The 20368-nt window shown below is 74.6% G+C and carries 18 protein-coding genes and 1 pseudogene; 8 read left to right on the top strand and 11 right to left on the bottom strand.

The annotated features are described in order from the left end of the window. Positions 1-129 precede the first annotated feature (129 nt). The 3 genes and pseudogenes from D7223_RS01700 to D7223_RS01690 form a co-directional block, all read right to left on the bottom strand. Entirely contained in the window at positions 130-636 is a 507-nt protein-coding gene (locus tag D7223_RS01700) for a DinB family protein (RefSeq protein WP_120725618.1), read from the bottom strand. A 92-nt stretch (positions 637-728) separates the two neighbouring features. After that, a complete protein-coding gene (locus tag D7223_RS01695) occupies positions 729-1316 on the bottom strand; it encodes a DinB family protein (RefSeq protein WP_120724033.1) in 588 nt (195 codons plus the stop codon). Positions 1317-1357: 41 nt separating this feature from the next. Beyond that, positions 1358-1540, bottom strand: a pseudogene (locus D7223_RS01690) (DUF397 domain-containing protein); the annotation flags it as partial. A gap of 301 nt (positions 1541-1841) precedes the next feature. Between D7223_RS01690 and malQ the strand changes: the two are divergent. Further along, positions 1842-3848 (top strand): 4-alpha-glucanotransferase, encoded by a 2007-nt coding sequence (gene malQ / locus D7223_RS01685; RefSeq protein ID WP_120724031.1) that lies wholly within the window; start codon positions 1842-1844, stop codon positions 3846-3848. On the opposite strand, the gene D7223_RS01680 is transcribed toward malQ, so the two are convergent. Beyond that, on the bottom strand, positions 3845-4945 hold the full coding sequence (locus D7223_RS01680; protein WP_238161475.1) for a winged helix DNA-binding domain-containing protein: 1101 nt from the start codon (positions 4943-4945) through the stop codon (positions 3845-3847). The genes malQ and D7223_RS01680 overlap by 4 nt on opposite strands. Positions 4946-5079: 134 nt before the next feature. After that, positions 5080-5763, bottom strand: coding sequence for an alpha/beta fold hydrolase (locus tag D7223_RS01675; protein WP_120724029.1), 684 nt, complete (start codon positions 5761-5763; stop codon positions 5080-5082). A gap of 53 nt (positions 5764-5816) precedes the next feature. Between D7223_RS01675 and D7223_RS01670 the strand changes: the two genes are divergently transcribed. From D7223_RS01670 to D7223_RS01660, 3 genes are all read left to right on the top strand, one after another. After that, positions 5817-6809: a helix-turn-helix transcriptional regulator gene (locus D7223_RS01670; RefSeq protein WP_120724026.1), complete on the top strand. Its 993-nt coding sequence runs from the start codon at positions 5817-5819 to the stop codon at positions 6807-6809. 325 nt (positions 6810-7134) lie between these two features. Then, entirely contained in the window at positions 7135-8145 is a 1011-nt protein-coding gene (locus D7223_RS01665; RefSeq protein WP_120724024.1) for a LysR family transcriptional regulator, read from the top strand. A 199-nt stretch (positions 8146-8344) separates the two neighbouring features. Continuing rightward, on the top strand, positions 8345-8740 hold the full coding sequence (locus D7223_RS01660) for a DUF4190 domain-containing protein (protein WP_120724022.1): 396 nt from the start codon (positions 8345-8347) through the stop codon (positions 8738-8740). A gap of 180 nt (positions 8741-8920) precedes the next feature. On the opposite strand, the gene D7223_RS01655 is transcribed toward D7223_RS01660, so the two are convergent. Genes D7223_RS01655 through D7223_RS01635 form a run of 5 tightly spaced genes read right to left on the bottom strand, consistent with a single transcriptional unit; the run spans position 8921 to position 12913 of the window. After that, positions 8921-9409 (bottom strand): GNAT family N-acetyltransferase, encoded by a 489-nt coding sequence (locus tag D7223_RS01655; RefSeq protein WP_186832188.1) that lies wholly within the window; start codon positions 9407-9409, stop codon positions 8921-8923. A 48-nt stretch (positions 9410-9457) separates the two neighbouring features. Further along, the gene (locus D7223_RS01650; RefSeq protein ID WP_120724018.1) at positions 9458-10075 is read right to left on the bottom strand and encodes a response regulator; all 618 of its coding nucleotides are present in this window, start codon (positions 10073-10075) and stop codon (positions 9458-9460) included. Beyond that, positions 10072-11262, bottom strand: coding sequence for a sensor histidine kinase (locus D7223_RS01645; protein WP_238161468.1), 1191 nt, complete (start codon positions 11260-11262; stop codon positions 10072-10074). Before D7223_RS01645 ends, D7223_RS01650 begins: the two co-directional genes overlap by 4 nt. Next, positions 11259-12077 carry an ABC transporter permease gene (locus D7223_RS01640; protein WP_238161465.1) on the bottom strand — a complete coding sequence of 273 codons (819 nt, stop codon included), beginning with the start codon at positions 12075-12077 and terminating at the stop codon, positions 11259-11261. The genes D7223_RS01645 and D7223_RS01640 overlap by 4 nt, the downstream gene beginning before the upstream one ends. Continuing rightward, the gene (locus D7223_RS01635) at positions 12074-12913 is read right to left on the bottom strand and encodes an ABC transporter ATP-binding protein (protein ID WP_120724016.1); all 840 of its coding nucleotides are present in this window, start codon (positions 12911-12913) and stop codon (positions 12074-12076) included. Before D7223_RS01635 ends, D7223_RS01640 begins: the two co-directional genes overlap by 4 nt. Positions 12914-13076: 163 nt before the next feature. Here D7223_RS01635 and wrbA point away from each other — a divergent pair, with 163 nt between their 5' ends. Beyond that, on the top strand, positions 13077-13694 hold the full coding sequence (gene wrbA / locus D7223_RS01630; RefSeq protein WP_120724014.1) for an NAD(P)H:quinone oxidoreductase: 618 nt from the start codon (positions 13077-13079) through the stop codon (positions 13692-13694). Positions 13695-13780: 86 nt separating this feature from the next. Here the strand turns inward: wrbA and D7223_RS01625 are convergent, their stop codons facing one another. Continuing rightward, positions 13781-15694: an anthranilate synthase family protein gene (locus tag D7223_RS01625; protein WP_120724012.1), complete on the bottom strand. Its 1914-nt coding sequence runs from the start codon at positions 15692-15694 to the stop codon at positions 13781-13783. A 243-nt stretch (positions 15695-15937) separates the two neighbouring features. On the opposite strand from D7223_RS01625, the gene D7223_RS01620 reads away from it, so the two are divergent. From D7223_RS01620 to D7223_RS01610, 3 genes are all read left to right on the top strand, one after another. Beyond that, a complete protein-coding gene (locus tag D7223_RS01620) occupies positions 15938-17317 on the top strand; it encodes an FGGY family carbohydrate kinase (protein WP_120724010.1) in 1380 nt (459 codons plus the stop codon). 98 nt (positions 17318-17415) lie between these two features. Beyond that, positions 17416-19932, top strand: coding sequence for a sensor histidine kinase (locus D7223_RS01615; RefSeq protein ID WP_120724008.1), 2517 nt, complete (start codon positions 17416-17418; stop codon positions 19930-19932). After that, positions 19929-20351 carry a roadblock/LC7 domain-containing protein gene (locus D7223_RS01610; RefSeq protein WP_120724006.1) on the top strand — a complete coding sequence of 141 codons (423 nt, stop codon included), beginning with the start codon at positions 19929-19931 and terminating at the stop codon, positions 20349-20351. Before D7223_RS01615 ends, D7223_RS01610 begins: the two co-directional genes overlap by 4 nt. The last annotated feature ends 17 nt before the right edge of the window (positions 20352-20368 follow it).

Raw genomic sequence — 20368 nt, 5'->3', positions numbered from 1 at the left:
CCGGCCATCAGCGCGGCAGCAGTTTCGGGGAAGGTGCGGTCTCCCGAGCCGGGGAGGCAGCATCTTCCCCGAAGCTGCGGGCCTGCGGGCCGGCGGGCGGGGCCTGCGGGGCGGCGGGCCTGCGGGGCTTTACGCGCGCTGTTGGTCCAGTAGCTGCTCGCGCAGGATGTCCGCGTGTCCGCAGTGCTGGGCCAGTTCCCGCAGCACGTGCAGGTAGACCCAGCGCAGCGGGAGCGGGCCACGGCGGTTGCCGTACAGCAGGTCGTCCAGGTCCAACGGCGACGTGGCGGCGCGGGACGCCGCGCACGCCTCCCGGTACGCCTGCTGGACGCCGGCGATGGTGTCGTCGTCGGCGAGGACGAAGGACTCGTCCGGGGTCGCCGGAAGGCCGATCTCGGTACGCGGCCGGCGGGTGATCGCCTCGTCGAACCAGACCTTCTCCACGAACGTGGCGTGCTTCACCAGCCCGAGCAGGGTGGTCCGGGAGGACACCAGCGACCGGCGGGCCTGCTCCTCGGTCAACCCGTCCAGGCAGTCGTGCATCGCCCGGCGGTGCTCGTCGAGGAACGCCTCGAACTGGACGCGGAACGGCTGGCCGATGACGTCGTCGGCGAAGGTGCCCGGAAAGGAGGACATACCGCGCAGCATCGCAGGCCCCCGGCCCGCGGGCAACGCCATCGCGTACGCGGGCCCGCCCACGCTGATCCGGGGCGACGACGGGCGGCGACTCAGGTCTCGGTCGAACCGGCTGCCCTGGCGGCCAGCTCGATCCGCTCGCGGGTGACCGCCCAGAAGGCCGCCCCCTGCTGGGCGCCGGTGTCCCCGGCGTCCGTCCCGGTCGAGCCGTCGATCTGTTCGCGCAGGATGTCGGCGTGTCCGGCATGTCGGTTCGTCTCGCTGAGGACGTGGACCAGGACGGCGAACAGGGTGACCCGGGGGCGCGGCCACCAGGGCACCTGGCCGGGTGAGTCGAGGGCCAGGCCGGTGATCGTCGCGTCCGAGTGATCCCAGACACGACGGTAACGGTCGATGACGTCCGCGCGGGTCTCCTGCTCGGTCGCCCACATGTCGCTGCCCGCTGCCTCGGCGTCGTCCCAGCGGGGCAGGGGTTCGGGAAACGGCCGGCCGAAGACCTCGCCGAGATATCGGGCCTCCCAGACCGACAGGTGCTTGACCAGGCCGAGAAGATTGGTGCCGGTCGCGGTCAGGGGGCGGCGGACGTCGTACTCGCCGAGCCCGTCGAGCTTCCACAGGACCGCCTCGCGGACGTCCCGCAGACAGCTGTGCAGGTACGCCTTCGCCACGTCGTCGATCATTGGCGTGAGCCTGCCACGATCGCCCGCCGTCGGGAAGGTGGTCAGCCCACCGGTCCGATCCGCCGCGCCAGGTCCACGAACGACCGCCAGCACTCGGGCCTGACGTGGAGGGTGCCGCCGTCGCGGTCCTTGGTGTCGCGCACCAGCACGACGCCGGGCAGGTTGTCGGCCACCTCGACGCAGGCACCGCCGTTGCCGCCGGACTTGCTCGACTTGCGCCAACGGGGGGGTCAGTACGTCCATGACGTCGCCGCCTCCTTGATCCGCTCGATCGACTTCCGGCGGGAAGCGCCTCGTTCCGCACGATCTCCCACGTCTTGGAGAACTCGGCGACATCCGCCGGGGCGTCCACGATCTGCGCCTTGAGCTGATTGTCGGCATGAGCTATCCGGTCGGGTGGGGGCCGTTCCGCCGGCCCGCCGGGCGCCCACCGTCCGTCCTCGACTGAGTCGCCGCGACCCGTGCTGCGGACAGCCGCGCGGCATGGGAGGGTGAGGCCACTGGGGCTGCGGAGGTGGAGGGGACATGGACCGGCGGCTGGCCGCCCTGGCGCGCGCCCACGGCGTCGCCACCTGGTACGAGGACTGGCGGCACCGCCGGGTGGAGGTGGCACCGGAGACCGTGGTCGCGGTGCTGGGTCTGCTCGGGGTCGACGCCAGCGGCCCGGCGGCCGTCGCCGACGCGCTGGCCGCCGTCGACGCACGAGACCCGCACGCGCTGCCGCCCACGGTGGTCCTCACCGCCGGCGCCACCCGCGCGCTGCCCGGCCCGGCGACCGTGCTGCTGGAGGACGGCGGCACCCGCCGCGTCGACGGCGAACTCCCCGCCGACCTGCCGCTGGGCTGGCACCGGCTGGACTGCGCCGGCCGGGAGGTGCCGCTGGTGGTGGTGCCGCCCCGGCTGCCCGAACCGCCCGCCACCTGGGGCTGGATGCTCCAGCTCTACGCGCTCTGCTCGGAGCGCTCCTGGGGCATGGGCGACCTCGGTGACCTGGCCGACTTCGCCGACTGGGCGGGACGCGGGGGCGCCGGGCTGGTGCTGCTCAACCCCCTGCACGCGCCGGCACCGGTGCACCCGGTGGCCTCCTCGCCGTACTCGCCGGCCAGCCGCCGTTTCGTCAACCCGCTCTACCTGCGGGTCGCGGACACCCCGGCGTACCGGGCGGCGGACGCGGCGACCCGGGCGGTGGTGGACGCGTTGCGCCCGGACCGCAGCGACCTCGTCGACTACGACGCCGTCTGGGCGGCGAAGCGACACGCCCTGGAACTGCTGCGTCCGCCCGGTGAACCGTTCGACGCCGACGCCGACGCCGACGCCGATCCCGACCTGACCGCGTTCGCCACCTGGTGCGCGCTGGCCGAGCGGCACGGCGACGACTGGCGGCGCTGGCCGGCGGAACTGCGCCGGCCGGACACGCCGGAGGTGGCCGCCGAGCGGGACCGGCTCGCCGACCGGGTGGCCTTCCACGCCTGGCTTCAGGGGCTCTGCGACGCCCAGTTGACCGCCGCCGCCGACGCGGCGCGGGCCGCCGGCATGCCGGTCGGGGTGGTGCACGACCTGGCCGTCGGCATCGACCCCGGCGGCGCGGACGGCTGGCAGCTCGCCGACGTGCTGGCCGAGGGCGTCCGGGTCGGCGCGCCCCCGGACGACTTCAACCAGCTCGGCCAGGACTGGGGCCTGGCCGCCTGGCGTCCCGACCGGCTGGCCGAGACCGGGTACGCCGCCTACCGGGACATGCTGCGCCGGGTCCTGCGACACGCCGGTGGGCTGCGGGTGGACCACGTCGCCGGCCTGTGGCGGCTGTGGTGGGTGCCGCCGGGCGCCGGCGCCGCCGAGGGCACCTACGTGCACTACGACGCCGAGGCGATGCTCGGCATCCTCGCCCTGGAGGCGCAGCGGGCCGGCGCGGTGGTGGTGGGGGAGGACCTGGGTACGGTCGAGCCGGCGGTCACCCGGGGGCTGCGCGAGCGCGGCATGCTCGGCTCGACGGTGCTCTGGTTCGCCCGCGACGACGACGGGCGTTTCCAGCCGCCGGCGCGGTGGCCGCGTACCGCCCTGGCCACCGTCTCCACCCACGACCTGCCCACCGCGCCCGGTTTCCTCTCCGGCGAGCACGTCCGGGTCCGCGCGGAGCTGAAGCTGCTCGCCACCGACGTGCGCACCGAGCGGGAGCGCGCCGAGGCCGACCGGCGGGAACTGCTGGCGATGCTCCGGGTCGAAGGGCTGCTGCCATCCGACGGCGAGGGCGCCGACGACGACGAGGTCGTCGCCGCGCTGTACGCCGCACTGGCGGCCAGCCCCACCCTGCTGCTCGCCGCGTCCCTCTACGACGTGCTCGGCGAGGTGCGGCAGCCGAACATGCCGGGCACCGTGGACGAGTACCCCAACTGGCGGCTGCCGCTGCCGGCTTCGCTGGCGGAGATCCGCGCCGACCCGCGGGTCGCCCGGATCGCGGAGTTGCTCCGCGCGGCCCGCCCCCGCGTGAGCCGCCCGCCGTCGGCCGGCCCCGGCCCGGCGCGGAGCCGTCCCTAGGAGGGCCAGTCGACCTTCAGGGCACGGTCGAGGAAGCGCGCGTAGCGGCCCAGCGCGCGCTCCACCCGGGCCCGCTGCCGGCCGTCGAGGTCGACCAGCGGGTGCACGCTCACCGCCACCCGGGCCGGGCCGACGGTCCGCTTCCAGGTGCCGACCACCCGGCCGGCCCGCACCACCGTGGCCCGGAAGACACCGTTGCCGCCGGGGACGATGGCGGCGGCGTGCGCCGGGTCCAGCATCAGCGTCCGATCCCGGTAACCGAGCAGGTATTCGTCGAAACCGGGCAGCACCAACAGGTCGTCGACCGGTCGGGGCGGCGCGTCGAGCAGGGCCGGGTCGACCGCCGCCGGTTCGTCGTCGACGCGGACCGTGGCCAGGGCGTCCCCGGCGGCGGCGAAGGCACGCCGCGCGTCGGTGAGGGTCAACCCCGACCAGCCGGCGAACTCCCGGGCGGTGACCGGCCCGTGCCCGCGTACGTAGCGGTGCGCCAGCAGCGCCAGGGCCTCGTCCCGCTCGGGGCGGCGCGGGTCGGGCGCGGCCTCGTCGAGCAGCGCGAAGGACTGGTCCGCCCCGGCCAGGCAGGTCACCGCCCGCTGGCTCGCGTAGGACAACAGGTGGTAGCCCCGTTGCCCGTCGGTGGCGATGCCGGCGGCCGCCAGCGCGGCCAGGCACCGCGCGCGGGTCAGCCGGCCGCCGCCGGCCAGCGCGGTGCCGAGCACGTCGACCGCCCGGTCCACCTCGGCGCGGGTGAGCCCGAGCGCCGCCCACCGCGTCTCGACGCCGGCCAGCGCGCGTACGGCGGTCAGCTCCACCATCCACCGGGCGTCGGCCGGCGGAACGAGGTGGATGGTGCCCCGCATCGGCCAGGTGCGCAGCGCCTCCCCGCGCTCCAACGCGGCCCGTACGTCCGCCTCGGTCCGCCCGGGCAGCCGGGCGCCCAGCGACCACAGGCCGCTGGCCAGGTCCTGTGCCTGCAGGGCGCCGAACCACTCCACCACCCCGGCCACGGTGCCCGCGCCGGTGGTGGGGTGAGGCCGCAGCAGCAGGCTGGTCATCCGCAGCGCGAGCGCCGCGCGCCGGGTCAGCTCGACGGTCACCGTCGTCCTCCAGGGTGGTCCGGTCCGGGGCGCTCAGCCTAGTGAGCGGCCCCAGGAGCGGGCGCCGACGGTGCGGCCGGTGGCCGCGACGGCGTTCCCGGTGGGTCGAACCTCCGAGCGGGACGAGGGTGGGCTCAGGCCGCGGCGAGGATCCGCGCCAGCGCGGTGGGCCGGGTCAGCATCGGCCAGTGTCCGGAGTCGATGTCGACCAGGTCGACGTGCGTGGCCCGGGCCAGCTCGGGTACGTCTCCCGCGTCGATCCACCCCCGCGCTTCGGCAGGCGTGAACTCCGGGCACACCACGGCGACCGGTACGCCGAACCGCCGCTCGTCCGTCAGCCGTACGACGCCCCTGGCCACCCCCTCGGGAACCGGGATCGCCGCCGCCGCGAAGGCCTGCCGGGCCGGCTCGTCCAGATCGGCCGCGTCGGCCCCGGCGAACGGTCCCCAGCCGGGGAACGGCATGACACCGTCGTCGATTTCGAAGAAGTCGGCGTACGGCTGCCCGTCGCCCGAGGGGAACCCGCCGATCAGCACCACCTTGGCCACGCGCTCGGGCCGCGCGTCGGCCGCCATCCAGGCCAGCGTGCAGGCTGCGGAGTGCCCTACCACCACCGACCTGCCCGGACCCGCGTCCACCGCGGTGAGCACCGCGGTCAGCTGGTCGGCCAGGGTGGCCGACATGTTGCCGTCGCCCTGCCCCGGCAGGGTCACCGGCACCGCGCGGCGGCCCCGTTCCTCGATCTCACCGGCGACGCTGCTCCACGCCGACCCGTCGAGCCACAGGCCACCCACGAGCACGATCTGATCTGTCGTCATGGAGTCAACGTAACGGCGATTCCGGACGTTCTACTTCCGGTAATATTTCCGCGGTGCGCACCGGTCCGAGCCCCACCGCCCGGGCCCTGCGCGCCCTCGAGATCCTGCAGGAACGGCCCGGCGTGACTGCCGACCAACTCGCCTCGCTCCTGGAGGTGACGGAGCGCGCCGCGCGGCGCTATGTCGCGATCCTTCGCGAGGCGGGCATCGCGGTCGAATCAGTCCGCGGGCCGTACGGCGGTTACCGGCTGGGCCGTGGCACCCGGCTGCCGCCGGTCGTCTTCACCCAGGAGCAGGCGCTCGGCCTGGTGATGGCCGTGCTCGACGGGCAGCCGGCCGCGATCGACGCCGGCGATCTGGTCGGCGCGGCGCTCAGCAAGGTCATCCGGGCGCTCCCCGAGAGCATCGGACGGCAGGCGGCGGCGCTGCGGGCGTACGCCTCGGCCACTCCTGACCGACGTTCGGCCCGCCCCGACCCCGCCATCGCGAGCGCCCTCGTCGCCGCCGTCGCCGACCAGCGCCGCGTCCTGGTCACCTATCGAGGCGAGAGCGGCGAGCAGTGGGATGTCGAGGTCGACCCGTGGGCAGTCGTGGGGCGTTACGGGCGCTGGTACCTGCTGTGCCACTCGCACCGCGCGGAGGCGGTCCGTACGTACCGGATCGACCGGGTGCGCGGCGTGCGGCAGATGCCGCACGGCTTCACCCTGCCCGACGGCCTGGATCCGGTTGCCGCTCTCGAGGAAAATCTCGGCGCGGGCTGGAAGTACCCCACGCGAGTGGTGTTCCACGCGCCGCGGGAGAAGGTGGCCCCGTGGATCCCGCCGCCGATGGGACGCCTCGAGCCGGCCGGCGACCGGTGCGTGCTGGTCGGCAGCACGCAGAACCCCGCGATGTACGCCCAGGAGTGGTTGGCCCCGGTCCCGTTCGACTTCTCGGTGGAGGAAGGCCCCGAACTGCGTGCCGCCGTGGCCACGGTCGCGGCCCGCTTCGGCGCGGCGCTCCCGCCTCCGCCGGGACCCGCCCCGGCGGCCGTCGAGGACAACTGAGCAGCAGGGCCCCCCTGGCCACGCATCCCCCTGAGTCCACCGACGTCAGGTGGCCGGCCTTTTCGGGCACCGGGGGACTCAGCCCGGGCGGCACCCGCACCGTCTGTCGGGGCGAGCGCCACCCGAACTGCCGGGACGACGGCGGCCGGCGGGCACGACGTCGCCCGCTACTCGGGGCTGGCGGCCAACGACACATCCCCGTGCAGGTGTCGGTGACGACCAGCATTCGAGCGCGGGTCGCCCTCCCGGAACGATGCCTGCCGGCTGGCCCGTCGTACAGGTGTTGGATGATGGCGATTCGGTGGCTATTGATAAGGTTTCCCTTATGGATCGTGTCGATGTCGGCGGGCGGCCACCACCCCACGTTCCTTCCGCCGCACGTGAGCCCAGCCTTCATCAACTGCGACTGTTCCTGGTCCTGGCCGAGGAGCTGCATTTCGGTCGTGCCGCTCAACGACTCTTCCTGAGCCAGCCGGCCCTCAGCCAACAGATCCGCGCGCTGGAGGACCGGCTCGATGTCGAACTGCTGCACCGATCCTCCCGCCAGGTGCGGCTCACCCCGGCGGGTCAGGCGCTGATACCCCGGGCACGCGACTCGGTCGCCGCCATGACCCGGCTACAGGCGGTCGCCTCCGCCTACTCCCGGACCACCCGGGGCAAGCTGCGGATCGGTGCCATCGGCGGGGAGGCCTTCATGCCCTACGCGACCGCCATCCTCACCGAGTTGTCCAACCGGCATCCGGGGATCACTGTCGAGATTCGCTCGGTGGACTTCGTCGAACAGGTCTACGCGTTACCCCGGGGCGACGTCGACGCGGCGTTCCTGCGACCGCCGCTGCCGTCAGGGCTACGGGGCCTGCACCTGTCGACGGAGCCTCGGGTCGCCTGCCTGCCCGCCGACGATCCGCTGGTGACGCAGGCGCCGTTGACCCTGGCGCAGTTGGCCGATCGGGTGGTGGTCGACGTCCCGATCCCGGAGTTACGACAGTGGTGGGACTTCTGGACGGTCAACCCCCGGCCCGACGGCGGTGCCGTCCGGTACGGGCCGGTGGCCGGGGACATGGAGGCCCTGCTGTCGGCGGTCGCTCGCGGCCGGGCCATCGCCTTCCTGCCTGCCGAAGCCCGCTTCGACTACACCCGCCGTGGCGTCGCCTACGTCGATGTCGTCGACCTGCCACCGTCCACGGCGGCGCTGGCCTGGCTACCCCGCCACGACAACCCGGCCCTCACCGCCCTGCTCCAGGCCGCACGCACCGTGATGCGCCGCGCCGGCCAGGACTGGGCGACGGGCCGGCCCGCTTCCGGTGGTCCGGCACCGGGTGGCCGCCGAGCGTGATCCACGCACGTCCTCCACCGGGAACGACGGCGCAACGACCCGGAGAGGGCTCGGTCGCCTGCGCCGACGCCGGGTCGGCGGGTTCGGGGCGGCCGCCAGGCCGCGTACTGCTCGGTGCCGACACCGAGGCATAAGCGGGTCTTGAGGGGGGATGCGGCGCGGCGGAGGCATGCGCGCCGAGCGCGCGGGAGGGAGTGACATGACTGCGTCCAGCGAACCGGCCCGAGGTGCCGGCACATCGACCCGGACCGGCCGGAGCCGTTCGGGTACGGCGGCCAAGACGAGCGCGGCCGCCGCGTTCGCCCTGGTGTTCGGCGTCGCCGCGCTGTTCAGCGTGCTCACCGCGATCCTCGCCTGGATCGGGGTGGTGCTCGCCATCGTCGGCATCGTGCTGGGCATCATCGGACTCAAGATGGCCACCCGGCCGGGTGTGACCGGTCGGGGAGTGGCGATCGGTGGGCTCGTGCTCAGCGTGCTCGCCCTGCTGATCGGGCTCGCGCTCGGCGCCGGCATCACCACGTTCCTCAACAACGAGGGTGCGGTGGACCGGATCCAGGAGCAGGTGGACGACCTGCGCGACCGCATCGACCAGTGAACCCGGGGGGCGACCCCTGATCGCGCTACGCCGGCACCGCTGCCGGCGGAGCGCGATCCCCCGTTCAGGCGACCGGCGCGGGGCGACGGTCTCCCGCCGGCGCCGGTGTGCTCAGCATCCCCGCCGGTACGGCGACGCGGGACGACGTCGCCCGGAACTTGCGGAAATCTTGAGCCGTGATCACAGCGGTCGATGCATGACCAGCAGGTCCACGTAACCCCTGGTGGCGTGCCGGAATCCCGCGGGCACCCGGCCGACGACGGTGAAGCCGAGCGAGGTCCACAGCGCCACCGCCCGGGTGTTGGTGGCGACCACGGCGTTGAACTGCATGGCCCGGTAGCCGTCGGCGCGGGCCAGGTCCAACACGTGCGCACCGAGGGCCCGGCCGACGCCCCGTCCACCGGCGGCGGGGTCGACCATGAAGCTCGCGTTGGCCACGTGCTCGCCGGGACCGAGCTGGTTCGGGGTCATCTTCGCCGAGCCGAGCACCGTGCCGTCGCTCTCGACCGCGACCACCGTGCGGCCCGGCGGCGGCACCATCCACATCGCCCGCGCCTGCTCCTGGCCCACCTCGCGCGGCCAGGTGTACGTCTCGCCGGCGGCCACGATCTGCCGCAGGAACGGCCAGATCCGGGGCCAGTCCGCGGCGGTCGCCGCCCTGATCTCCATCGGGTCGAGCATGCCAGAGCACCGGACCGGCGTGGGGGCGCGGAGGCCTCAGAGCAGGCCGGCGGCCATCGCCGTGGTGACCGCGGCGGTCCGGTCGGAGACGCCGAGCTTGGCGAAGCTGCGCAGCAGGTGCGTCTTCACGGTGGCCTCGCTGATGTGCAGCTCCCGGCCGATCTGGGCGTTGGACAGCCCCCGGGCGACGAGCCGGAGCACCTCGATCTCGCGCGGGGACGGCGACTCCCGGACCGGGCGGCGCACCTGGTGCAGCAGCCGGGTGGCCACCGACGGCGCGAGGACGGTGTCACCGCGCGCGGCGGCCCGGACCGCCCGGACCAGATCGGCGCGGGACACGTCCTTGAGCAGGTAGCCGGCCGCGCCGGCCTCGACCGCGCGCAGGATGTACGCGTCGGTCTCGTAGGTGGTCAGGACCACCACCCGGGTCGCCGGAGCGGCCGCGACCACCTGGGCGGTCGCCGTGGCGCCGTCCATGCCGGGCAGCCGCAGGTCCATCAGCACCACGTCCGGCCGCAGCGCCCGGACCGCGGCCACCGCCTCGGTGCCCGACGCCGCCTCGCCGACCACGGTGATGTCCGGCTCACCGCCGAGCATGCCGGCCACCCCGGCGCGGACCACGGCGTGGTCGTCCACCAGCAGTACCGAGATCATGAGTACGGCACCTCCACCCGGATCGTCGTGCCCTCGCCGGCACCCGACCGTACGGTCAGGGTGCCCCGCACCTGCGCGACCCGGGCCCGCATGGCGGCCAGGCCGTACCCGTCGCCGGTGTCGTCCTGGTCGAAGCCGGCGCCGTCGTCGACGACCTGGAGGACCACGGTGTCGGGTCCGTGGTCGAGCCGGACGGTCACCGCGCCGGCCGCGGCGTGCCGGCGCACGTTGGCCAACGCCTCCTGGGTGGCACGCAGCAGCACCACCTCGATCGACGTGCCCAGCGGCCGGATCGCTCCGCCGGCCGTGCAGCGCGCGGCCAGACCGGTCTCCCGGCCGAACCGTTCGACCAGCCGGTGCAGGGCCTGGGCCAGCGGCGAGGCGGTCAGCGCACCGGGCGTGAGGGCCGCGACCAGGGCGCGGACCTCGGCCAGGCTGTCCCGGGCGGTGTCCACCGCCAGGCCCAGGTGACGCCGGACCGACGACGGGTCCCGGTCCAGGTCGGCGTCCGCGGCCTGGATCAGCATCACCACGCTGGACAGGCCCTGCGCGACGGTGTCGTGGATGTCGGCGGCCAGGCGCTGCCGTTCCGCGGTGACACCCGCCTGCCGGGACAACCGGGCCACCTCGTCCCGGGACCGGTTCAACTCGGCGATCAGCTCGGCCCGCCGGTCGCTCTCGGCGACGGTGCGCTGCGACCAGATGCCGATCATCGACACCACGACCACCACCAGGGCGGCGATCAGCAGCGGGGCGGTCACCTCGGCCAGGTCCCGGGCGCGGACCGCGAGGACGCCCACGTGCACCGCGTTGAGCAGCACCACCGCGACGACGGCCGGCGCGGCGGGCAGCACCATGAACGCCTGCGGGCAGAGGGCGAAGAGCAGAAAGGACGTGGACCCGGACAGCAGCACCGCCGGGACGTAGAGCACGACGACGCCGGCCAGGTAGACGTATCCCCGCCAGTTCTCGATCCCGTCGCGCATCAGCGGCCGGCCGAAGGCGAGGTACCACGCGCCGAGCGCCACGAAGAGGACGGCCACCCCGAGCCGGGCGGGCCCGGGGTGGCGCGGGTCGGCGACGACGACGGTCCCCACGCCCACCCCGGTCACCGCGAAGTACGCGTCCCAGAGCCAGAACCGGTCGGCCCAGCCGGGGTTCTCCGGCCGGGCGCCCGGCCCGCTCACCGGTCCCGCCGGCCCCGCCAGCGGAAGGTGGTCAGACACAGGACCAGGCCTCCGATGCACCAGGCGGCGAGCACGAGCGCGATCCGACCGTGCTCCCAGGAGCGTACGACCTCCTGGGCGAGGATGGTGTCCGGCAGGAACGCCGACCGGAAACCCTGCGCCATCCACTTGAGCGGGAACAGCGACCCGGCCGTGACCAGCGGCTCGGGGAGTTCGCCGATCGGGGTGAAGTAGATCCCGGAGATGAAGGCGAGCACCAGGTACGGCAGGTTCATCACCGCACCGGCGCTGCGGGCCGACCCGGCCATGCTGCTCGCCGCCACCCCGAGCAGCGCGCACGCGACGACCCCCAGCAGGAACACCCAGCCGAAGGTCAACCAGCTGACCACGTCGGCGGGCAGCGTGAGGTCGAAGGCGAACACCCCGATCCCGAGCAGCAGCACGGTCTCGATGACGCTGATCAGCAACGCCATCAGGACCTTCCCGACGAAGTACGCCACCGGCGGCATCGGGACGCCGCGCAGCCGCTTGAGCGTGCCGTCGTCCCGGTCGGCGGCGATCCCGGCGCCGATGTTGACGAAGACGGTCGAGGCGATGCCGGCGGCGACCATGCTGGGGGCGAGGTACTGGGCGGTGGTGACGTCGCTGCCCTCGTACACCCCGTCGTAGATCGATCCCAGTAGGGCGAGGATCACGATCGGCAGCGCGAAGGTGAACACGACGGCGTCGCGTTCCCGGAAGAACGTGCGCAGTTCGATGCCGGCGCGGTGCAGGCCGAGCAGGGCGGCGGACGGGCGGTGCGCGACAGCGGTCACCGGTGCTCTCCGATCAGGTCGAGGTAGACGTCCTCCAGGCTGGGACGGGTCACGGTCAGCCCGGGCACGGTGCCGGCGTACCGGCGGGTGAGGTCGGCCACGAGCGCGGCCGGGTCGTCGGTGTCCTGCTGCCCGTCGGCCCAGCGGACGCACGCGCGGACGGCGGCCCGCCCGCCCAGGGTGGCCGGTGCGCCCTCGGCGACCACCCGGCCGCCGGCGATCACCACCAGGCGGTCGGCCAGTGCCTCGGCCTCGTCGAGGTAGTGGGTGGTCAGCAGGATGGTGGTGCCGTACCGCCCGGCCAGGGACCGCACGAGGTCCCAGAACAGCCGGCGGGCCTGCGGGTCGAAGCCGGTGGTGGGCTCGTCGAGGAACAACAGCCGGGGCCGGCCGACCACGCCGACGGCGACGTCGAGGCGGCGGCGCTGGCCGCCGGAGAGGGTACGGATCCGCGCGCCGGCCTTGCCGGTGAGCCCCACCAGCGCGATCACCTCGTCCGGGTCGCGTGGCCGGGGGAAGTAGCGGGCGAAGTGGTGGACCGACTCCCGGACGGTCAGCTCACCGAGGTCGGCGCTGCCCTGGAGCACGATGCCGAGTTCGGCCCGCCAGGCCAGGTCGGCGCGCCCCGGATCGCGACCCAGCACGGCCACCTCGCCGGCGTCGCGGTCGCGGTGGCCCGCCAGGATCTCCACGGTGGTGGTCTTGCCGGCACCGTTCGGGCCGAGCAGGGCGAGCACCTCGCCTTGGGCGACGTCCAGGTCGATGCCGTCCAGGGCGGTCAGTTTGCCGTACGCCTTGCGGAGTCCGCGGACCCGGACGGCGGGGTTGTCTGTCATGCCTCGATCGTCGGTCCGCACCGGTCCCGCCCGGGACGACCGGTGGACGGAATCCCGGTGTCCGTCGACCGGTGGACACCCCGCCCGGTCCGGGCGGCGTTTGACGCCGCAACTAACGGGTAGTCGCCGGGGCTGACCCGATAGTTGAGGAGGGGAACATTAGATGGCTGCCCAGATCAAGGTCGCGGTGATCTACTACAGCGCGACCGGCATCACGTACCAGATGGCGCAGGCGGTGTGTGAGGCCGCCGGGGAAGCCGGCGCCGAGGTGCGGCTGCGCAAGGTGCGCGAGCTGGCGCCGGACGAGGCGATCCGGGCCAACTCCGGCTGGCAGGCGCACCACCTGGAGACGCAGGACGTGCCGGAGGCGCAGATCGACGACCTCGGCTGGGCGGACGTGGTGATCTTCGGATCACCGACCCGGTACGGCATGGTCGCCGCCCAGCTCAAGCAGTTCATCGACACCACCGGTCCGCTGTGGGCACAGGGCGCGCTGGCCAACAAGGTCTACTCCGGGTTCACCTCGACCGCCACCGCCCACGGCGGCCAGGAGACCACGCTGACCTCGCTGTTCAACGTCTTCTACCACTGGGGCGGGATCGTGGTCACCCCCGCGTACACCGAACCGAGCCAGTTCGTCGCCGGCAACCCGTACGGCGCCTCGCACACCAGCAACAACGGCGAGATCGCGCCGGACAGCGTCGCGCTGGGCGCGGCGGCGTTGACCGCCCGCCGGGCGGTGCAGATCGGCGTCGCGGTGAAGACCGGCCTGGCCGGCTGAGCGCCCGAGGTGACCGGCGTTCCACGCGGGGGCTCTCGGCCCGCCCGGAACGCCGGTCACCTCAGCGGTACCCCGACCGGGCGCGGCTACGCCCCGTCCGCCACCGCGGAGCGCGCCGGGGCCGGCAGCAGACCGTCCAGCAGTTCGGCCAAAACGGCCAGCCCGTCCGGGCTCAGCACCGACTCCGGATGGAACTGCACCCCCGCGAAGCCATCGCCGCGCACCGCGTGCACCGCGCCGTCCGCCTCGTCGCGCGCCACCTCCACCGGCCCGTACGCGCCGACCAGCCGGTCGTCGTCGGCGCGGGCGGTGAACGACGAGTAGAAACCGACCCGGCGGGGCGTGCCGAACAGCCGCACCTCGCGCTGGAGCCCCTGGTAGGGGGCGTCCCGCCGGTGCAACGGCAGCCCGAGCAGCCCGCAGAGCAGTTGGTGGCCGAGGCACACCGCCAGGGTCGGCCGCCGCCGTGCCAGCAGTTCGGTGAGCAGCCGTCGCATCGTCACCATCTTCGGCTCGTCCCGGCTGCCCGGGTCGCCCGGGCCGGGGCCGACGACCACCAGGTCGTACCCGTCCACCGGCCCGGCGACGTGCCACGGCCGGACCTCCACGGCGAGCCCGAGCGCGCCGAGCTGGTGGGCGAGCATCCCGGTGAACGTGTCCTCTCCGTCCACGATCAACGCCCGCCGGCCGGTCAGGCCGGGCCGGCCCGGCGCGTCCGCCGGCCGCTGGTCCAGCCAGAACCGGGCCAGCGGCGCGTTGCGGGCGGCGAGCGCGGCGCGTACCTCCGGGTCGTCGGCGAGCCGCGGTGCCCGGCCGGGCCCGGACACCGGCGCCTGCGGACCGAGGCCGAGCGCGGCGAGCACGCCGGCGGCCTTGGCGTGCGTCTCGGCCACCTCGCCGGCCGCGGTCGAGTGCCGGACCAGGGTCGCGCCGACCGGCACCCGCAGGTCGCCGGCGGGGGAGAACTCGGCGGTACGGATCAGGATCGGCGCGTCCAGCGTCTGCCGTCCGGCGTCGTCGCGACCGAGCAGCGCCAGCACGCCCGCGTAGTAGCGCCGGCCGCCGGACTCGTGCCGGGCGATGACCCGGCAGGCGTTCTCCATCGGGCTGCCGGTCACCGTGGGCGCGAACATCGTCTCCCGCAGCACCTCCCGGACGTCCCGGGTGCTCCGCCCGGCCAGCAGGTACTCGGTGTGCGCCAGGTGCGACATCTCCTTCAGGTACGGGCCGACCACCTGACCGCCGTGCTCGGCGACGGTGGCCATCATCTTCAGCTCCTCGTCGAGCACCATGTACAGCTCCTCGACCTCCTTGGGGTCGGCGAGGAACCGCAGCAGCGCCGCCCGGTCGGCGCCGGCGGCGGTGTGCCGGAAGGTGCCGCTGATCGGGTTCATCATGACCAGCCCGTCGTCGACGCTCACGTGTCGTTCCGGGCTGGCCCCGACCAGGATCCGGGTGCCGGTGTGCACGAGGAAGGTCCAGTACGCCCCGCGCTCGCCGACCAGCAGCCGGCGCAGCGCGGCCAGCGCCGCCGCCAGCGGTGGGCCCTGCACGGTGGCGCGCAGCGTGCGGCGCACCACGAAGTTGGCGCCCTCGCCGCGTCCGATCTCCTCGGTCAGCACCCGGCCGACGATGGCGGCGTACTCCTCGTCGGTGACGTCGAAGGCGGCGCCGGTGGTGACCACCGGCGCGTCCGGCAGCGCGTCGAGCACCGCGGCCGGGTCGAGCCGCTCGTGCCGGTCGATGGCCAGGCACTCCAGCGGCGTGCCGTCGTCCACGCAGGCGAACCCGCGCTCGGCTACCTGGCGGTACGGCACCAGCGCCAGCGTTCGCGGGCCGGCCGGGCCGTCGGGCAGTGGCACGTCGGCGAGTCGGTCGACGGCGCGGACGGTGCCGGTGAACAGGTCGACGTGGCCGGCGCCCTCACGCCGGACGAGCGCGAACGGGCCGACTGGCGCGCCGGTGAGGGCGGCGGCGATCAGCTCGGACAGGTGGGTCATGGGTCTCCTCGGGCCGGGAGCCGCCTCGGCGGGGCGACCGGTGGGCCTCAGGGACCGGCGGCCGCCTCGTGGGGCGGCCGCGTGGGGAAGCTACGCGCGGGGGATGGCCGCCGGGTCGGCGGGCCACCAGCAGGACAGGTGCGCGAGCATGGGACCACCCTACGCGGTGACTGCCGGGTCGGGAAGCCACTCGCCGCGGAGTCGCTCGGCGGGCGGGCGGCGCGCCGGATAACGTGACCCGCGATGAACATTCTCGCGCTCGACCTGGGGACCTCCTCGGTCCGGGGCCTCGTGCTGGACGGCGACGCCCGGCCGCTGCCCGACGCCCTCGCCCGGCGCAAGGTCACCCTCACCGTGCACGACGACGGCACCGGCACCCTCGACCCGGCCCGCTACCTGGCCTGCCTGGCGGAGTGTCTGGACGAGCTGGCGGCCGCCGGGCACCTGGACGGCGTCGAGTTGGTCGCCACGTCGGCGCAGTGGCACTCGGTGGTCCCGCTCGACGCCGGCGGCGCGCCGCTGGGGGCGGTACTGACCTGGCTGGACACCCGGCCCGTGCCGCTGGCGCGGGCCGCCGGACCGGCCGACGCCGACGCGTTCCACCAGCGCACCGGGGCCTGGTGGCACCGCTGCTACTGGACCGTGCGGCTGCCCTGGCTCCGGGAGCACTGCGGCACCCCGATCGCCCGGTTCGTCGGCCTGGCCGAGTACGTCTTCGGCGAGTTGCTGCACGAGGGCCCGATGGCGGTCTCCCAGGCGTCTGGCACCGGCCTGCTGGACCTGCGCACGGTGGACTGGGACGCCGAGGCGCTCGCGCTGGCCGGCGCCCGCCCCGAGGAGCTTCCCGTGCTGGCCACGCAGGACTGGCGCGGGCGGCTGCGTCCGGCGTACGCGCGGCGCTGGCCCGCGCTGGCGCGGGCGGCCTGGGCGGTGCCGGTCGGCGACGGCGCGGCCTCCAACGTCGGCTCCGGCTGCGTCGACGAGAGCCGGGCGGCGGTGACCGTCGGCACCTCGGCGGCGGTACGCCTGGTGCAGCACATGCCGGCACACCGGGACCTGCCCCGGCTGCCGCACGAGCTGTGGCGCTACCGGGTCGACCACGACCACGTGGTGACCGGTTCGGCGTACTCCTCGGGTGGCAACCTGTTCGCCTGGGCGCACCGGGAGCTGCGGCTGCCGGAGGGCGCCGAGTTGGACGCGGCGCTGGCGCGGCTGTCGCCGGACGGGGGGCGACCGGCGAACGTGCGCTTCGGTGGCGACCGCCCGCCCGGGCTGGCGCCGGCCGGCTCGGGAGAGCTGCGCGGGCTGAGCTTCGGCACCACCGCCACGGAGATCCTGGCCGGTCTGATGCGGGGGATGTGCGACCTGATCGCCGTCGACCTCGCCGAGTTGGAGTCCACCGTGGACGGGCCGGTCGACGTCGTCCTGGGCGGTGGGGCGGTCGCGGCGTCGGGCTGGTGGCGGTCCGCCTTCGCCGCGGCGCTCGCCCCCCGGACCGTGTGGCACCAGCCCAACCCGGAGATCGGCGCGATCGGCGCGGCGCTGGTGGCGCTGGGTCGAATCGACGCCGCCGCCGGGCTCACCGGCATCGTCCGGACGGATGAGAAGGACTCGTATTCCTGAGTGGCACCGGTGCCCGGGTCGTTGACACAGCCTGCTGACCTGGTTGGATGGACCCCGCTCCCCGGGTCGCCGCGGACGCGGGAGGTGGAGGAGGCAGGGTGGGGGCAGGGCCGGACGGGGCGCACGGCGCGGTGTCGCATCACCGCCGGAGCCGTTTCGACGTCCGGGTCGTACCCCACCGCCGGCGCTCCCCGTTCCGGCTGCGGGACTGGCGGATGCGGACCAAGCTCGCCACCGTCCTGGTCATCCCGTCGGTGGCGTTCCTGGTGCTCGCCGGGGTGCAGACCAGCGGCCTGGTCGGGCGGACCACGGCGCTCGGCGACTTCGCCCAGCAGGTCGGCATCGGCCGGGAGATCACCACCGCCGTGCACCAGCTCCAGCAGGAGCGGGACCGCTCCGCCGGTGAGCTGGCTGAGCTGCGCGGCGGACGGGCCGCGGTCGACCGGGAGGCGATCGGCGCGACCCTGCGACCGCTGCACGAGGCGACCGACCGGGCGATGCGCGGGCTGGACCGGGCGGCCGCGCCGCTGGCCGACGCCGACGCGTCCTGGCGGATCGCCTACGCCGAGGTCCGGGAGGCCTACGACCAGGTGGTGTCGATCCGGGCGGCGGTGCTCCCGGCGGTGCTGGGCACCGACACCGTCCTGGGCAACTACAACCGCGCCGTGGACACGCTGCTCGACCTGCTCGCCGAGCCCACCCCCGGCGAGGAACGGCCGGCGCTGAGCGACGCCGTGCTGCGCTACGTCCAGATCGCCCGGGTCAAGGAACTCTCCTCGCGGGTCCGCGCCCAGCTCTACGAGGCCGGTCGGGCCGGCCGGTACGGCGTCGAGGACCAGGTGCTGCTCACCGACCTGCGAGCCCAGCAGCTCACCGCGTTGGCCGCGTTCCGGGTCGCCGCCACCACCGACCAGATCGGTCGGTACGACGAGACCTCGGTCGACCCGGCGTTCGTGGCGGCCACCCGGCTGGAGGAGCAGAGCCTGCCCGTCGACGGCACCCGTCCCGCGGTGCTCCCCGCCGAGCAGTGGTGGACCGCCAGCGAGCAACGTCAGGAGCTGTTCCGCCAGGTCGAGAGCAGCGTGCTCGACGACGCGGTACGCCAGGCCGACGAGGTCAGCACCGCGCAGCTGCGGACCACCCTGCTGGTGGTCGGCGTGATCGTCGCGGTGCTGGCGGTGGCGTTGCTGATCTCGCTGCTGGTCGGCCGGTCGATCGCCCGGTCGATGGGGCAACTGCGCGGGCAGGCCCTGCGGATCGCCCAGGTGGAGCTGCCCGACGCGCTGGACCGGCTGCGCACCGTCACCGGCGGGGTACCCGCCATCGACGTCGCGCCGGCGGTGGTGCGCTCGCTCGACGAGATCGGCGAGCTGGCCGAGGCGTTCGTCGCCGTGCACCGCAGCGCGGTCAGCGTCGCCGTCGAGCAGGCCACCATGCGGCGCAACGTCAACGCGATGTTCGTCAACCTCGCCCGGCGTAGTCAGGTCCTGGTGGAGCGGCAGCTGGAGCTGCTCGACGACCTGGAACGGGAGGAGAACGACCCGGACCAGCTGGAGAACCTGTTCAAGCTCGACCACCTGGCCGCCCGGATGCGGCGTAACGACGAGAGCCTGCTGGTCCTGGCCGGCACCGAGTCGACCCGGCGGTGGAACCGACCGGTCGGCCTCGGCGCGGTGCTGCTCGCCGCCAGCGCCGAGATCGAGCAGTACCAGCGGGTCCGGCACGGATCGGTGGCCGACCTGCACGTCGTCGGCCACGCCGTCGGCGAGCTGGTCCACCTCCTCGCCGAGCTACTGGAGAACGCGACCGCCTTCTCCCGTCCGGACACGACGGTGGACGTCGAGGCGCGGGTGGACGCCGGCACGGCGTCGATCGAGATCGTCGACGAGGGACTGGGGATGAGCCCGACCGCGCTGGCCGAGGCGAACGCCGTGCTGGCCACGCCACCGGCCGCCGACGTGGCCACGGTCGAGCGGATGGGCCTGTTCGTGGTGAGCCACCTGGCCGCCCGGCTCGGCGTCGAGGTGCGGCTCTACACCGCTCCCGGCGACCGGCCCGGCCTGATCGCCCGGATCCTCCTGCCCCGGGACCTGCTCGCCGCGACCCCGGCCGAGCCGGGGCCGAGCCCGGTGGCACCGACCGGCGGTGCCCGGCGGGTCCCGAACTGGGTTCTCACCCCGGGGCCGGGCGACCTCCCGGTGGCCGGGCGGCGTCCGGACCCGCCCACCGTGCCGCGCCAGAGTCGGGGCGTACCGGTCCGCGCCGAGGACGTCCTCGCTCCCGCCGCCCCGGCCGCACCCGCCGGGAGTGGCTGGTGGACGCGCCAGGGACCGGCTCCGGCCGCCGTGGCCGCCCCGCCCGTCCCGCCGGCCGTGCCGGTCACCGGCGGCACCAACGACCGCGGCCTGCCCGTACGGGTGCCGATGGCGCAACTCAGCGCGGTCACCCGACCCGCCCGCCCGGACCAGCCGCGGCCGCGGCACGAGCCGGACCCGGAGGCGGTCGGCGGCATGCTGTCCCGCCTCTACAGCGGGGTGCGACGGGCCGAGGCCGAGGACACCACCGAGATTCCGGTGCCGCCACCCGGCGGCAGCATCGAAGGGGGAAGACAGTGACGACGTTGAGCCAGGAGGCCCGGGACCTGAGCTGGCTGGTCAGCGCCTTCGCGCAGCGCGTGCCGGGGGTGGCGCACGCGATCGTGGTCTCCTCCGACGGTCTGCTCGTCGCGATCTCCGACCACCTGCCCCGCGACCACGCCGACAAGCTCTCGGCGGTCACCTCCGGCCTGATGAGCATCACCGCCGGGGCGGCGCAGATGTTCGACGGCGACGTGGTCAAGCAGACCGTGGTCGAGATGGGCCGGGGTTACTTCCTCGTCATGCAGGTCCGGGACGGGTCGATCCTGGCCACCCTCGCCGGCGCCGACGCCGACATCGGTGTGGTCGGCTACGAGATGGCCCGGCTGGCCAAGCAGGCCGGCGAGATGCTCACCCCGGCCCTGCGCGCCGAGCTCCAGCAGGCGCTGCCGCGCTAGGTCTCCGCTCCTGGCCG

This window comes from Micromonospora endolithica, assembly GCF_003626595.1.
Lineage (GTDB): Bacteria > Actinomycetota > Actinomycetes > Mycobacteriales > Micromonosporaceae > Micromonospora > Micromonospora endolithica.
The sequence above is the reverse complement of the archived record's forward strand: the minus strand, read 5'-3'. Positions and strand labels throughout refer to the sequence as shown.